The organism is Streptomyces sp. NBC_00440 (assembly GCF_036014215.1).
Taxonomy (GTDB): Bacteria; Actinomycetota; Actinomycetes; order Streptomycetales; family Streptomycetaceae; genus Streptomyces.
On the sequence record NZ_CP107921.1, the window covers coordinates 2,639,413 to 2,652,611 of the forward strand.

Below are 13,199 nucleotides of genomic sequence, written 5' to 3' on the forward strand. Positions count from 1 at the left end.
ACCTGACACGGACTCTCACCTGCATTCCCTACGACAACGACCCTCGGAGGCTACCGCCAGGCGCCGACAGGCGGACCGTGATCTTCCGAGGGGGTCCCTATGCGGACCCCCTACCTCCAAAGCCAGAACGGTGAAGTGCCCCCTGCCGGCGAGGGCAGGGGGCACTTTCAATTCATTCCTTCAGACCGTCCAGCGACGGAGCTTGGTCCCGTGGTCGAGCCACACCATGTGGGCGATGCCAACCCCGCGGACAAGCTTGCGGCAGTCTCTGCAAGGCTCCCACGTCACATACAGCGTTGCCCCGATGCGGTCCTCGGGACGACTCCACATGATGGCATTGGCTTCGGCGTGATACTCGATGCATCCTTCGTATCTCGTCCCGGCTGGCACACTGCTCAGGCACCTCGGACACTCACCTTCGAGACAGCTCGGTCCGCCCACCTCGGAGCCGTTGTACCCCGTGATGACCACCCGATGGTCCGGGCGGACCAGAGCCGAGCCGACTTGCTTACGGATGCAGTCCCCACGACCTTTCGCGGCCTCCGCGATCCCGAGGAAGTAGCAGTCCCAGCAGGGGCGCCTCTCCTCATGCAACACAGTGCATTCGTAGAGGATGCCGCAACTCAATCCTCGCTCTCTTCCAGGTCAACGTTGCGAAGAAGACCGGCAACAGTGTCCGCCAGCATCTCGGCCTTCCAGAAGTCGGCAGCCATCTCCTCTGCCATGGCATGGGAGATTCCTACCGCCAGAGCGGACTTCATGATGTCCCCGGACAAGACAGCAATGCAGGCGGCGTACTCACCCCGCTTGATCAGGTTGGCGAGAGCCAACTGACTTTCGAGGTCCGAAATGATGGAGTTGGCGTCCTCAAATTTCTCAGTCATTCGCAGTTCTCCGCCTCATTGTCTTCAGCGCATCCGGCACACAGGCCGGTTTCCACCTCGTCCAGGTTGAAAAGCCCCACGGCTTCATACCTCTGGCACCATTCACAATCTTCGATGACGTCAAGTTCCTCACGCAGGACCTCCTCAGTGTCGGACATAAGTTCACTCCGCCTCATTCACGCTCCTCGTAGAAAGCCATTCGTTGTGAAGAGTGGCTACATGCTCAGACACTCCGGGGTGACAGAAGTCAGACAGCGTGTACGCACCTTCGGCAGGCGTTCGCCTGTCGGCTTCGAGAGTTACGCACCATCCACCTATCAGGTCGTCCGGTTGCGCCCTCCAGCGCTCATACAAATAGTTCGACATGACCCCCCTTAGTGCTTGCTGTCTTCAAGGTCGAGAATGGATCCCCATGAGCGCTCGCCGATCTCTCCCTCAGCCGGAATCAGAAGTCCTCTGAAGGTGAATTCCATGATCCGAGCCGCCTGCTCGGTGAGTTCCTTCGCTCTTCCCTTCGGGAAGGAGAAGACCAGTTCGTCATGCACCGGGAGCCGAATCCAGGGAGTGAATCCGGCCGCATGGAGATTGATGATCGCCCGAGCGGTAATGTCACGCGCCGTGGATTGGATGTAGTAGTTGAGGGCGGAATACAAGCGTCGGCGGTCTACAGGCAGGCGCCTGCCCGTGGCTGTGAATATGTAACCAGTCCTGCGGGCTTCTCCCTTGAGCTTTTCGCCGAATCTCCCGACGCCCAGGTACGTTGCCCAAAACGCGTCTACAGCCCTCTTTGCGTCATCCTCGGGGACCCCAAACCCCTCAGTGACGGCACGCCACGTTCCACCAAATCCGATGGCGAAGTTAGTCCCTTTGCCCGCCGATCGCTTCTCGTGCTTCTTCTGACCCAGCTTCATCGGCCCGAACGCTGCTATCGCCGTGATGTTGTGCAAGTCCTCGTCAGCGAGGAACGCCTTCATCATGACCGGATCCTCGGAAGCCGCGGCCATGACCCGGAGTTCCATATTTCCGAAGTCGATGGATACGGATACATGCCCCTCTTCAGCGAGGAACGCCGAGCGCACGTACCCATCACCAGCAGGGAATGTCTGCGCCGGGATAGCTCCCGTGATGCTCATCCTCGCCGTGCGTGCCTGAAGTGCATTGATTCCCGCATGTACGCGCCCCTGAGAGTCCATGCCGTTGAGGGCAGCTTCGAACCACGTCTTCCGCCACTTAGCGGCCTTGGTGGCCTTCTTGACTGCCTCGGCTAGCGGGTGATCGATGGAGTCCAGAACTTCGGAATCCATCGACAGGTTGCCCTTTGGGGTTTTCTTGGTCAGCTTGAAGCCGAACCCTCGGAAAGCCTCGATAAGCTGTGCGTCCGAGTTGACATTCTCGACGCCCCACATGTGGACTTCTCGTAGCCACTTCTCCTCTTCGGCCTTCAGCTCCGCTATACGGGCCTTGACGTATGCGACGTCCACGAGGTAGCCGGTACGTTCCATCAGGGCCGTGATGTGGGCCAAGCGGTGTTCCCAGCCGATCAAGCCCTTTCTGAGGGAACGAGCCGGGACCTTCGGAAACACGATGTGGAACAGGCGATAAGCGAGAATCGGATCCATGCCCGCATAAAGCAAGTATTCTGGATCGAATGTGCGGACAATGTGCCAGATTTCTTTCTTCTTGACCTTGTATCTCTTGGCTATTTGAGTCATCGAGCCCTTGACTTCAGTAGCCAAGCCCTTGTCGATGTAATAGCCGGTCAGTTCTTCGAGCTTGAGACCGGGGCCGAACTCCTTGACCTGGCGGGGATCAACCAAATGGCTAATGATCTTCGTGTCCAGCATCTTCGGGGCCAGCTCTTCGAGCGTGACACCTAGGCAGCCCTCTGCAACGTGCTGGTCGAACGTGCCATTGTGAGCTATCAGTCGCGAGGCTTTCCGCACAGCCCACCGAACCGCTTCCCCGAATTCCGGGTGGATCTCAACTGGTAGGACCCAACTCTCTGCGGCATTTCCGAACTGTGCAAGCCGTAGGCGGAACCCGCGGTCCGTATCCCACCAGTTGAGCCCGGTCGTCTCCGTATCGAAGCCCATTACCGGGTTGGCTTCTACAAAGTCGATGAAGCGATCAAGGTCCCAGGGCGTCTCGCAGACATTGATCCTGACCGTCTGACGCTTAATTTTGTAACGTAGGACCTTCACTCATTCTCCTAAGCAGCGGACACAACCTCATAAGTAACTGACACGAGTTCACTCGGGTCATCTAGGTAGACTTCAGGGAATTCCATGAACGGATTCTTCAGCTCATCAAACCTTGCAGCGTCATCCACCGTTTCGACCGGATAGTGATCCAGATCAGGGGTGTACTCAACAACGACAGTCACACGAATCTTCTCTGGCATTATCGATTGACCTTTCTACCGGCATGGATCAGTACAGCGAGTAGCCCGAGCGCACCAAAGATGACACCCAGCAGGAAAATTCCGAACAGGTCGGCCGAGTTATACATTCGAGGACTCCTTACAAATGTGGTCTCGGGTAGCCGAAACTAGGTCCAGCAGAAGAACTTGGTTGTCCTCGCAGCAGACACATCCTCCCGAAGCGATGCATTCACAACACAGGAGACAGGTGATTTCGACCCCTCCGTTGTCCCAGCCGTACACCAGGACGTCACTTTGGTTGGCCACTTAAGGAGCGACCCTTCCGTTGCTCTGGAATGCCTGCCAGGTTTCCGGCATATTGAAATGCAGGAAATCCTCCATGCGCGCGGCGACCATCTCAATTTCTCGCTGGGGGAAGCTCGGGAATTTCGAGGTCTCGTCCTGTGTGCGCAGACTCAGAAAGTGCATCAGTGACCGGGCGTTGCATGTGGCGTAGAACGACGTGTAGAGGTTTACCGGCAGCACCATGCGGGCCACTTCACGGGCAACTTCGAGGTCCAGGAGCCGCTTGTACGTCCCGTATGCCTCGGTGCTGATGCGGCGGAGGTCCCCACTCACAGCCATGGATTGCTTGTAGGTGCCCAACTTGAAGCGGTAGGCGCCTGGCTTACCCACCTGCCGCAGGGGCCTGCCGTCGGCCGGCACGTAGAAGGTGGGGGCCAGCTCCTTGTAGCGGCCCGATTCCTCGTTGTAGGACCAGCCGGCCCTATGCCGGAAGAACTCGCGGGCCACGAAAATGGGGGCCTCGATGTAGAAGGTGAAGCTGGCGTGCTCGAACGGCGAGCCGTGCCGGTCGCGCATCAAGTAGTTGATGAGGCCGGAGTCTTTGTCGGAGACCTCGTTGAAGCGGGTCTGACCGCCAAGGGTCGAGACCCGAGCGGCGAATGTGACATCAGCGTCTTCCGCGGCGTGCTTGATCAGGTGGACAGTCATGTCCGACCGGAACTCCATGTTTCTCCCATGCAAAAGGGGAGCCAGGACTTCCCTGGCTCCCCCACCGATGTGCGGTCTTACTTGTTGGCCTTGAACTGGCCGGTCTTCTTGTCCTGCCACAGCGGTTCACACTTGTCGCCGTCGGGGCCATCGCAGAACATCGCAGTCCAGTTCGGCTTCTTGACGAGCTGTCGGCCGTGCGGGCAGGCGTCGCCGACCACGCTCGTGGGGGTGGGGTCGGTGTTCTCGACTCGGCCGTTGTTGAACCGCTTAGGGGCGGAGCCTCCGCCTGGATTGCCGCCTCCCTTGAACTGGCTACGGGTGTAGTCAGCGGCCTTCGACGTGAGGTCGATTAGGCCCTCGGTCTTGAGGGCGGTCAGCAGCTCGGCACCCCGCCGTGCGGTCTCCTCGGCGTCCTGGCCGCTGACTCGTGGGGTCAGCCACTCGGCATCGAAGTCCTTGCCGGCCTTGAGGGTGAAGCCGATTTCGAAGGGTGCAGAGCCGTTAGGGGCATTAGTCGTCACAGGCAGTTCCTCTTTCGTAGGGGTCGTGGTCTCGGGAGTCTCATCCCAGGGTGAACGCTCATCGAACGGATCCGGATAGCTCACTCGGATTCCCTTCCTTGGTGTTTCAATGCGATACGGGTGTCACACACTCAAGATTTAGGTGTCGTCGCAGCACCGGTCACTTGGTTTACTCAGATGCCACAGGCGCCCGAGGAGCAGACCTCATCGAAACCTGTGTCCTCGGTCTCGATGCCAAGACGGGTGGCCGCCTCGATGTACTCCTCGCGTGTGATCCGCTCATACGGTGCCTGGGCTCGGGACATCTCCGGGAAGATGGTGCTGCCCTTCAGACGCGGCATGAATGCCAGCAGGATGGCGACTACGTCATCCACCGTGTACTTCGCCGGATCCACGTTGGCCGTGTACGACACGGCTTGGTCGGCCCACGCCTCCTGATAGAGGGCCTGGACCCCCAACATGTCCTCAAGGGACAGCATCCCAGCGTGCTCGATCACGGACGGATCCATGACCTGAGAGACCAGGGGGTCTTTGGTCGGGATGGTCACCACTGCCGTGTTCGCTGCATACATGCACGGTTCGACGGAGTATCCAGCTGCTCGGTACTCCTCCACCTGTCGAATCTCTTCCGGCTCAACCATGGAGAATCGGATACGGCGGTTGAAGTAGTCCGCAAAGGGGGCGTGAGCCGCCTCCCCGGAGACGCCGGCCACCTTCGAGATAGTCCCTGTGGGTGCCAGGACTCGTGACTTGATCGGGACCGGGATCCTCAGCTCGTTTGCGTACTCGGCCGCGGCCTCGTCCACGACGGCAGCCAGCTCCACCAATGCTTCCCGCACATAGGGCAGGCTCGGAGCCTCGGAGTAGCGAATGCCCTGCTTGGCCAGGTAGTCAGCGAAGCCTAGGTGGCCGACGCCGATACGTCTGTAACGAGCAATGGCAGCAGCGGACTTCGGGTCAGAGACGGGGGCACAGGTGGCCCGGATCAGGTAGCGGGTGATGAGCCGGTGGGCCAGCTTCAGCCCGGACACATCCACATACCCGTCCTGGTCCACGAACGCGCCCAGGTTGACCGACCCGAGGTTGCAGGGCTCCCACTGGTTGAGAGTTGCCTCCCCGCAAGGGTTGGTCGTGAAGGTGCCGTCGACCTCTCCCATGGCTGTCAGGGATGAGTTCCAGAAGCCCGGCTCTCCGGTCTTCAGTGCGCCTTCAGCAAGGCTGCTGAGTACGAGCTGAGCGCCCGCGTGGCCACTGTCGACCTCCGCCATGAACTCGTCGTCTACCTCGATCGACAGGTTCGTAGTCCAGTGCTTCATCTGGTCAGTCTTTGCTGTCAGGAACTCGCCCACCTGCGGGTCGTCCCAATGCATGATCGACATGCGGGCCGACCTACGTACGCCACCGCTGACTATGCAGCGCGCGATCTCGTGATCGATCTCCATAGCGGACATGCCATCGAGGGGGGCGTATTCGATGGGGCCGAATACGCAGGCCGTGAGGATCTTGCCGACGCCCACCATCATCTCGGCGAAGGGCTCAGGCCCTGAGGCCGTGCCGCCGAACGAACGCAAGCTCGCACCCTTAGACCTGACACGGCTCACGTCGTAGACGCGGTCCTGGTGCTGAGTGTCAGGGTTGTGTGCCGTACGGATCAGGTCGCCCAGAGCATCCGCCCAGCCCTCACGGGAGTCCTCAACACCGTAGGCCCCGGCCCAGGTGTAGGCGTACTCGGTAGAGATGAGTCCGGCCTCCACCATGTCCAGGTAGTCAGGATGGTCTGGGTCGCATACGACGTGCACCTTGACCGGTGCCACGACGGCCGGGAAGTCGGCCAGGTAGCTGTTCGAATAGTTGGAGCCGACGCCCCCGCCCTCAGCCAGCCTCAACAGCGTGAAGGTGAAGTGCTCTTCGGGCTGTGTGGGAATCCAGCCGGCAGCCCAGCAGTTGTTCAACGCGAAATCGTTGACGCCTACGGACTTGATGTGTCGCCCTGCGGGCATCTCGTGCCACGACTCGATGAGGTCGATAAGGGCCTCACGTTCACCCAGCTCGATGTATCGGTCCGCCACCAGTGCGAGGTTCCCGTCCACCACCCGCCGCACGGTCTCGGGCCATATCTCTAGCTCACCATTCGGCTTTTCGCGTCGGTAGGTCCGCTCGTAGACGGTCTTTGCAGTGGGTGTCTTCCAGTCAGTCATTCAGTCCGCTCAGTTGTCGGTCGACAGGGTGGAGGGCTACCGTCCCGTCCGGATGCTTCGGTTCATTTCTGCGGTGAGGGCATCGATGGCCCGGTATCCGCGCTTACGGTCTGCATCGTCTGCCGGTGACATTCCGTAGACAAACAGCCGCATGATCACCTCTTGGTATTCAAGATTCAGGCGCTTAATGCCCTTCTCAGCGTCCAGTCTGGCAGAGGCGATGTTGTCTGTGATGACGCAGCGCGTCAGGTCGTCCTTCTTACCTATCTGCTCAGAAACCTCGGCATCGGTATAGATGAACGAGCGCATCACTCCCCGAACTTCATCCGGTATGTAGAAATACTGGTCGTCCATGAGATCGAGGTGGGCCCGCTCTTTGGCGGCGTACCTCCGCCCGGCGTTCCAGAAGACCTTCCGGAGGATTTCCGCATTGCCTTGGTACTGGGCGATCAGATGCTTTTCCTGGTAGGCGTGAAGCAGGATCTCCTGCTTCACATCATCTGCCTCTACGATCCGCCACTTACCTGCGATCTCACGAGAGACCTTCTCGGCCAGGGGCTCAAGGGCGTCCCAGTCGATTTCCGTAGTCATCGCACTTCCTTCTGCGCGAACTGACCCTTCGGCCCTCGCTTGATCTTCCCGTACCGCTGCCCCTCGACAACGAACGAGCCGTCGTCCTCAACCGGGATGGCATGAGGGGTTGCGTTGTACTTGCCGACGTAGAACAGGCCGAAGCCCTTCTGCCAGTTCGCAGGGCCGTTTTTCAGGTAGCCGGCCTTACGTACGTCCATGAGGTGGCCGACCTCGAAGCCGTAAATCGTCTTGAGCTTCCCTCCATAGCCTGTGGACTCTGGGGAGATGGCAAGGCGGTGGGTGTGCCCCATGACGACAGAGACGCCAGCCTTCTTCGCCTTGCTCGCCGCCGTGCGGCCCGCTACTTGATTCAGTCCGGGAGACTCGTGTCCGTGGATGGCCACCCATCCCGGAGCGAAGTCGTAGTAGGGCATGAGCTTCTGAACGTCGAAGGCCGCAAAGTCGAGCAGGTTCTCAAGGCGGTAGTAGGTGTCTTCAGCGGCAAGAGCCGGTGCTCGGCTGGCGAGGTACTTCTGAGGGCGCTCGTCATGGTTCCCTTCCATGACTCCCAGGGGGCCGCTGTAGACGGCACGCAGAGGCTCAAGGAAGTTCGCCTTGGTGTACTCGGAATCTCGGATGACGTTGCCCTCGAACTCCGCCCTGGTCCCCGTGGACCAACGGGATGGGGCGGGGTAGTCCACGAGGTCACCGATCTGGATGACCTCGTCGGGCTGGAACTCGCCGATGAACTGGATGACGTTTTTCAGCGCACGCTTGTCCTCGTATGGCGCCTGAACGTCAGAGACGACTACAACTCTCTTCAATGTTCCTCGTCTTCCAGATTCAGCAGTTCCACGAGGAAGCTGAGGGGATCCGTCTGGACTTCCACGTAACCGCCGTAGCCATCCCTGAGCGTGTACCAGATGGTGAGCTCCATGTAGGTGGTGGACGAAGCGCATGTATCGCAGCGCCCAGTGGAAGCGGGACGCAATTCCCAATCGTCTTCGTCGATCCGAGCAGATACGGCCTTAATGTCACGGTGCCGGGTGAGCCACTTGGTAACCAACTCTTCGATTCGCTTCTCAGAGGTCACTGTGCGGCCTCCAGACGCCCGATCTCGCGGTTTATGTACCAAGCGGCCTTACGAAGGTCTGTAAGCGGCTCGTCGTGCTTGTGGCTCGCGCGAAGGACGTACTTCACGACGCATCCGAGGTTGAAATTCAGGTGCTCCGTGATGTCGATGACCTCGACACCGTTCGGGAGCCATGTGTAGTGAGAGGGGTTGTTCACCGCGTCCTCAACAGGCCCCATTGCCTTGGCCCAGCAGGCTTCGATGATGTCGTCCAGCACCTCTACGAGGTCAGCACGTGCCAACTCGTGTTCGGCGAAGCCAAGCGAGGAAGAACGGCCTTTTATTTCTACTTCGTAGGGGTACGGGGCGTCTTCACCCTCAGAGATGTCCGTGATTGTTCCGTGCTCACCTGCGTACTGCTGGACGTATGGAGTGGAAGGGGCCGCGATGACGACCTCGTCGCCAATCTTGTAAATCACTCCGCCTCCAACTCGTTGTCGTAGAAGAAGGCACCAAGGAAATTCGTCACCTCGTCGATGTCATCAAGCTGAACTGAGGTAGCGGCCTCCTTCTGTGCGTAGTTGACCTTCTCGACCACACCAGTCAGGCCGGCAGTCCCGTCCGTGACGGATGCCCTCACTCGGACTCGTGTGCCAGGCTCCCAAATCGACTTCATGACAAACCGATCCTCTCCCGTAGGGCAGCAGCCCCGTATTCGTGAAGGTATGAATTTGAATCGTGGCCCTCGCCAAGGACGATGACCTTGGCGCTCGGTAGCTGAGCAGCCAACTTCTCGGCGGCTTCAATGCCTGGCTTGTCTCCGTCAGCGATGATGAAGACCGTCCCGAAGCCGAGCAGCGGGGGTATGAAATGGTCGCGCCAACTCGATGTGCCCTGGTAGGCGATGGCCGGCGCTCCAACCGACTCCCACACCATTGCGTCGAACTCGCCCTCGGTGATGACGACGAACGGGCTACTGGCAATCAGGGAGCGGGTGTTGAAGAGCCGCGGCATGTCACCGGGCAGAGTCAAATACTTTCCGTGTCCGCGGTGATTCTCTTTGCGGACTGGGGCCAGGAAGCTGCCAGTTTCGTCCCGTACGCACTTGTCGTCTATGCAGCGGAATCGAATGGTTGCCACTGCATGAGGCCCACCTGCGGGGCGCAGATACGGGAGTACCAGGCTTCCCAGCCTCTGTTCATGACCAGTCAGCGCCGAACCGACGTATCCGAGGGTGAACCTCTCGGCTATGTCCTCCAGGCCGCGAGCCTTGATGTACTCCTCGGCCGGGCTCTCCCTGAACTGCTGGAAGTAGGTTCTCGCCGCTTCCACTGAACCGGGCATGTGCCCATGCCTGGGCTTCTCGGAAGCCAATGTTCTCCTCTCGCATTACGATGTCGATTGAGTCCTCGGAGACCTGACAGACGAAGCAGTTCCATCGGTCCTTCTCGGTGTTGACCGAGGCGCTGGGGTTCTCGTCCACGTGAAGCGGGCAGGGGATCTTGCTCCACCCTGCCCGCTGTTTCACGTCTATTGAGTAGTAGTGCTTCAGAACCTCAGCTATCGGTGGCTTAATTACCGAGCTGCGGGGCAGGTTCACCGATCCGCCTCACGTGGACGGGGAAGGTGTATTGACGATTGGCGGCGCCCAGATACTCTTTCTCGCCACGCCACTTGCGGTAGTCGAGCTTGATGAATCCCTCACTCATCGTTTACTCCTCGCGTATCCACGTGAAAGCGCGGTCCAAGGAATCGGACCGCAGGCGGGTCATCCAGATAGTCAGCTGCGGATCGCAGCGTCTCGGGGTTGTCCTTGGCGCCCGGCAGGATTCGCCGATTGCACAAGCGGCAGGTGAGCCCTCGGACCATGCCGGTTTTGTGGTCGTGGTCTACGTCGAGCCGGTAGCGCCTTGGTTGTCCACAGATAGCGCAGCCGCCACCCTGGTAGTCCATGAGGGCCTGAAATTCGCCAGGTTCGAGCCCATAGGTGGTGGTAACCCGAGCCTCGTGCGAAGCGGCTCTACGAGTTCTCTTCCTACAGGTTGCGCACACACGCCCCTTGGGCGTGAAGAACCTGATGGCTCTGTTCTTTCCGCAGCGTGTGCACTTCCGGTACCCGGCTCGGGGCTCAGTGGACACGGGGCCTGAGAGCCGCCTCAAGCCGGTACTGGTCCTTGAGGTCGATTGCCTCATCGGCGAGACTCTGAAGGAAGGAGACGGGCAGAACTTCCCATGTCGGCCCGTCCGCCGTGGGCATCGTCACCGCGACTACCCGAGCGGCACTGTGCCGAGTATGGAACTTCAGTTCCTTAGCCAGACGGAACAGGCGCATTCGCATCGGGTTCTCGACCGAGAGAACTAGGGCAACAACACCCCCACCAGCATTTCGAATCTCATTGTCTGAGATTTCGGGGTTCTCATTCAGAAGAACATCCACGATTTCCCTCTGAAGGCTATACCCGCAAGTTCTGTTCATTTCCCCGCCCCTTTTCCGATCCTCAATATAGGCCCGCCCTTGTCACGGATTCAAGTTTTTAAATCCTGTGAACCTGTGACCTATCTCACCTAAAGGGTGTTGGGTATGTCCGTGAGCCGCATGTTCGTGGAGTTGAACTCGTACGAGCTGAACGTCTGCCCGCTTGAGTCCTCGAAACCGTCTCGGTTCTTCACTGGCGAGACGTGCAGGATCCTGCCGTCCATGCCATCGATCTCCTTGTGGACTGTCAGGATGACGTTCGGGACTCGGCCGATCTTCCCCTTTACGCCACTGAGCGGGATGGGGTTAAGCCCGTCGCTATGCTCACCCGTGACGTGGTGCAGGGTCAGGACATGAGCTCCCGTCTTCCGAGCCATATCTGACATGTACTCACACATGGCTTCCAGGCCGAACGTGAAGGATTCCGCGTCGCCCGCCGGGGAGTCCCCCACCACATTCGTGATGTTGTCCACCACGATCAGGTGGGGGAACATACCGAACACTTCGAAGTACGCCCGGAGACTCAACTCGATGTCGGGCAGGCTGGGCCTGGCGTCGTAGTCGAACCGGATCCACCAACGCTTGCCCAGGTAGCTCAGATACTCATCGAACTCGTCCGCCAGGAGCTTGCGCTTCACATCCCTCACGTTGTCGCCCGTGAGTATGGCCGTTGCCCTAGTGAGCTGTGTTGACGCGTTGGAATCCGCACTGAAGTACATGACCGGGATGCTGCCGGACAGCGCCAGGTTCAGGGCGAACAGGCTCTTGCCGGTGCCGGGGCCGGCTGCGACGAGCGAGAACTCACCACGCCGGAACTCGACCTCATGATATGCCAGGCCCCTGTAAGGCGAGGGGAGCGGTTCCCCTGCCTCTCCCTTGACCAACACTGATTGCGCGAGGCTGTAAATGGTCACTCCCTTTCCTCTAGCCCAAAGCTAGATCAACTACGTCACGGATTCAAGTTCTGGGAGAAAAAAATATGCACCCGTGCGAGACGTCGCAGAAGTTGCAGTCGAACCCAGGGTTCGCCGGGAAATGGCCACGCTTCACGCCAGCGTCCATGTCAGCGAACCTCTGACCAATCTCGTCCTCCGACACCTCCGCGACCTTCACAGGCCGGGAAAGACGCCCATCCCTGGCGAGGTACCAGTCAGCCCGTTCCACCTCTACGCCCCACTGCTGACGCATCGCCACGGCGTAGGTCTGAAGTTGGAACTTGGACTTCATGGTCCCGGTCTTCAGGTCCCGCACCCTGACCCTGCCGTCGCCCTCAGTGAGGGCCTGGTCGATGAAGCCGCGCACCTTGATACCTCCCAGCTCGACCATGAAGGAGAGCTCAAGTGCCGGCACCCCCTCGTTCGGCTCCGTCCAGAGGGCGGGCTTGTTGGCCTTGCTCCACTCGACGTAGGCCGCTGTCTGCTCCATCCCTAGGACGTAGCGGCGCTCGATGTCCTCTCCACCCGTGTAGCGACCCGCAGCTAGCCACCTGTCTGTATCGGGCTCCTCGGCCAGGGCCTCATCGACCATGCCCGTGTACTGGTCGTGGAAGAGCTCTGTGACCTCGTCGGCCCCCAACGTACGGGACGACCTTTCCCATGCCTCTGCGGCGGAGTGAAAGGCCGTCCCGTGGAAAGACCATGCGGCCGGTCTCGGTCGTACACGCTCTACCCGCTGGAGATACCAGCGCCACGCACACTTCTCATACTGCTCCGTCTGCGAGACCGACCTCGGCTGACTTTCGACACTCAATGTGTTTGGCTCCTAGACCGCTCAATCTGATGACGGTAAACGTGCTACTTCCGGGGATCTCGGCGTGGCCGCGGGCATAAGTGCTCCGCGCAATCTCCAACGCGGAAACTCGCGCCCCAAGCTCGCATTCGAGGTCGAGGACTCTACGCGCGGTGAGTGATTCGAGGGCCAGGTCCGAGATGATCAAATCCACCCATTCAGCCACTACGCCCCGAACGTAGAGGACCAGTACCCCCAAGGTGTCATGATCAACACGCATCTCGACTGTCTGAGAATTCCAAGTACAGTGGCAGCCCTGACTGCCCTCTACCCCCGTCTTAATCTCATCCAGCCATGTGCGCGTTTCGTTC

The 13,199-nt window shown here is 59.7% G+C and carries 20 protein-coding genes; all 20 read right to left on the reverse strand.

Features of this window, described 5'->3' with window-relative positions; all coding sequences use genetic code 11:
* Positions 1-180: 180 nt before the first annotated feature.
* The 20 genes from OHB13_RS38735 to OHB13_RS11770 all read right to left on the reverse strand — a co-directional run bounded on the left by OHB13_RS38735 (position 181) and on the right by OHB13_RS11770 (position 12,849).
* Entirely contained in the window at positions 181-597 is a 417-nt protein-coding gene (locus tag OHB13_RS38735) for a deoxycytidylate deaminase (RefSeq protein ID WP_443062941.1), read from the reverse strand.
* A gap of 26 nt (positions 598-623) precedes the next feature.
* Complete coding sequence (locus tag OHB13_RS11685; protein ID WP_328377012.1) at positions 624-884, reverse strand: hypothetical protein; 261 nt, start codon at positions 882-884, stop codon at positions 624-626.
* Entirely contained in the window at positions 881-1,042 is a 162-nt protein-coding gene (locus tag OHB13_RS11690) for a hypothetical protein (RefSeq protein WP_328377013.1), read from the reverse strand. Before OHB13_RS11690 ends, OHB13_RS11685 begins: the two co-directional genes overlap by 4 nt.
* Before the next feature lie 216 nt (positions 1,043-1,258).
* Positions 1,259-3,085: a DNA polymerase gene (locus tag OHB13_RS11695; RefSeq protein WP_328377014.1), complete on the reverse strand. Its 1,827-nt coding sequence runs from the start codon at positions 3,083-3,085 to the stop codon at positions 1,259-1,261.
* A gap of 8 nt (positions 3,086-3,093) precedes the next feature.
* Positions 3,094-3,285, reverse strand: a complete 192-nt coding sequence (locus OHB13_RS11700) for a hypothetical protein (RefSeq protein WP_328377015.1) — start codon at positions 3,283-3,285, stop codon at positions 3,094-3,096.
* A 285-nt stretch (positions 3,286-3,570) separates the two neighbouring features.
* Positions 3,571-4,257, reverse strand: coding sequence for an FAD-dependent thymidylate synthase (gene thyX / locus OHB13_RS11705; RefSeq protein ID WP_328377016.1), 687 nt, complete (start codon positions 4,255-4,257; stop codon positions 3,571-3,573).
* 77 nt (positions 4,258-4,334) lie between these two features.
* On the reverse strand, positions 4,335-4,781 hold the full coding sequence (locus OHB13_RS11710) for a hypothetical protein (RefSeq protein WP_328377017.1): 447 nt from the start codon (positions 4,779-4,781) through the stop codon (positions 4,335-4,337).
* Between the two features lie 173 nt (positions 4,782-4,954).
* Complete coding sequence (nrdJ, locus tag OHB13_RS11715; protein WP_328377018.1) at positions 4,955-6,979, reverse strand: ribonucleoside-triphosphate reductase, adenosylcobalamin-dependent; 2,025 nt, start codon at positions 6,977-6,979, stop codon at positions 4,955-4,957.
* A gap of 36 nt (positions 6,980-7,015) precedes the next feature.
* Positions 7,016-7,570, reverse strand: coding sequence for a hypothetical protein (locus tag OHB13_RS11720; protein ID WP_328377019.1), 555 nt, complete (start codon positions 7,568-7,570; stop codon positions 7,016-7,018).
* Positions 7,567-8,376: a metallophosphoesterase gene (locus tag OHB13_RS11725; protein WP_328377020.1), complete on the reverse strand. Its 810-nt coding sequence runs from the start codon at positions 8,374-8,376 to the stop codon at positions 7,567-7,569. The genes OHB13_RS11720 and OHB13_RS11725 overlap by 4 nt, the downstream gene beginning before the upstream one ends.
* Complete coding sequence (locus OHB13_RS11730; protein ID WP_328377021.1) at positions 8,373-8,645, reverse strand: hypothetical protein; 273 nt, start codon at positions 8,643-8,645, stop codon at positions 8,373-8,375. The genes OHB13_RS11725 and OHB13_RS11730 overlap by 4 nt, the downstream gene beginning before the upstream one ends.
* Positions 8,642-9,103, reverse strand: a complete 462-nt coding sequence (locus OHB13_RS11735) for a DUF3310 domain-containing protein (RefSeq protein ID WP_328377022.1) — start codon at positions 9,101-9,103, stop codon at positions 8,642-8,644. The genes OHB13_RS11730 and OHB13_RS11735 overlap by 4 nt, the downstream gene beginning before the upstream one ends.
* Complete coding sequence (locus OHB13_RS11740; RefSeq protein ID WP_328377023.1) at positions 9,100-9,300, reverse strand: hypothetical protein; 201 nt, start codon at positions 9,298-9,300, stop codon at positions 9,100-9,102. Before OHB13_RS11740 ends, OHB13_RS11735 begins: the two co-directional genes overlap by 4 nt.
* Positions 9,297-9,899: a toprim domain-containing protein gene (locus OHB13_RS11745; protein ID WP_443062994.1), complete on the reverse strand. Its 603-nt coding sequence runs from the start codon at positions 9,897-9,899 to the stop codon at positions 9,297-9,299. Before OHB13_RS11745 ends, OHB13_RS11740 begins: the two co-directional genes overlap by 4 nt.
* A complete protein-coding gene (locus tag OHB13_RS38740) occupies positions 9,823-10,224 on the reverse strand; it encodes a CHC2 zinc finger domain-containing protein (protein WP_443062942.1) in 402 nt (133 codons plus the stop codon). Before OHB13_RS38740 ends, OHB13_RS11745 begins: the two co-directional genes overlap by 77 nt.
* Positions 10,196-10,333, reverse strand: a complete 138-nt coding sequence (locus tag OHB13_RS11750; protein WP_328377025.1) for a hypothetical protein — start codon at positions 10,331-10,333, stop codon at positions 10,196-10,198. The genes OHB13_RS38740 and OHB13_RS11750 overlap by 29 nt, the downstream gene beginning before the upstream one ends.
* On the reverse strand, positions 10,326-10,817 hold the full coding sequence (locus OHB13_RS11755; protein WP_328377026.1) for an endonuclease VII domain-containing protein: 492 nt from the start codon (positions 10,815-10,817) through the stop codon (positions 10,326-10,328). The genes OHB13_RS11750 and OHB13_RS11755 overlap by 8 nt, the downstream gene beginning before the upstream one ends.
* The gene (locus OHB13_RS11760; protein ID WP_328377027.1) at positions 10,753-11,100 is read right to left on the reverse strand and encodes a hypothetical protein; all 348 of its coding nucleotides are present in this window, start codon (positions 11,098-11,100) and stop codon (positions 10,753-10,755) included. The genes OHB13_RS11755 and OHB13_RS11760 overlap by 65 nt, the downstream gene beginning before the upstream one ends.
* An 89-nt stretch (positions 11,101-11,189) precedes the next feature.
* Positions 11,190-12,014: an AAA family ATPase gene (locus OHB13_RS11765; protein WP_328377028.1), complete on the reverse strand. Its 825-nt coding sequence runs from the start codon at positions 12,012-12,014 to the stop codon at positions 11,190-11,192.
* Positions 12,015-12,057: 43 nt separating this feature from the next.
* On the reverse strand, positions 12,058-12,849 hold the full coding sequence (locus OHB13_RS11770) for a PD-(D/E)XK nuclease family protein (protein WP_328377029.1): 792 nt from the start codon (positions 12,847-12,849) through the stop codon (positions 12,058-12,060).
* Between the last annotated feature and the right edge of the window lie 350 nt (positions 12,850-13,199).

What these genes read in the sequence shown, in the direction of transcription:
- OHB13_RS11685 (WP_328377012.1), bottom strand. Translation starts at nt 884, where the DNA reads ATGACTGAGAAATTTGAGGACGCCAACTCCATCATTTCGGACCTCGAA.
- OHB13_RS11690 (WP_328377013.1), bottom strand. Translation starts at nt 1,042, where the DNA reads ATGTCCGACACTGAGGAGGTCCTGCGTGAGGAACTTGACGTCATCGAA.
- OHB13_RS11700 (WP_328377015.1), bottom strand. Translation starts at nt 3,285, where the DNA reads ATGCCAGAGAAGATTCGTGTGACTGTCGTTGTTGAGTACACCCCTGAT.
- thyX (WP_328377016.1), bottom strand. Translation starts at nt 4,257, where the DNA reads ATGACTGTCCACCTGATCAAGCACGCCGCGGAAGACGCTGATGTCACA.
- nrdJ (WP_328377018.1), bottom strand. Translation starts at nt 6,979, where the DNA reads ATGACTGACTGGAAGACACCCACTGCAAAGACCGTCTACGAGCGGACC.
- OHB13_RS11720 (WP_328377019.1), bottom strand. Translation starts at nt 7,570, where the DNA reads ATGACTACGGAAATCGACTGGGACGCCCTTGAGCCCCTGGCCGAGAAG.
- OHB13_RS11740 (WP_328377023.1), bottom strand. Translation starts at nt 9,300, where the DNA reads ATGAAGTCGATTTGGGAGCCTGGCACACGAGTCCGAGTGAGGGCATCC.
- OHB13_RS11750 (WP_328377025.1), bottom strand. Translation starts at nt 10,333, where the DNA reads ATGAGTGAGGGATTCATCAAGCTCGACTACCGCAAGTGGCGTGGCGAG.
- OHB13_RS11755 (WP_328377026.1), bottom strand. Translation starts at nt 10,817, where the DNA reads ATGAGGCAATCGACCTCAAGGACCAGTACCGGCTTGAGGCGGCTCTCA.
- OHB13_RS11760 (WP_328377027.1), bottom strand. Translation starts at nt 11,100, where the DNA reads ATGAACAGAACTTGCGGGTATAGCCTTCAGAGGGAAATCGTGGATGTT.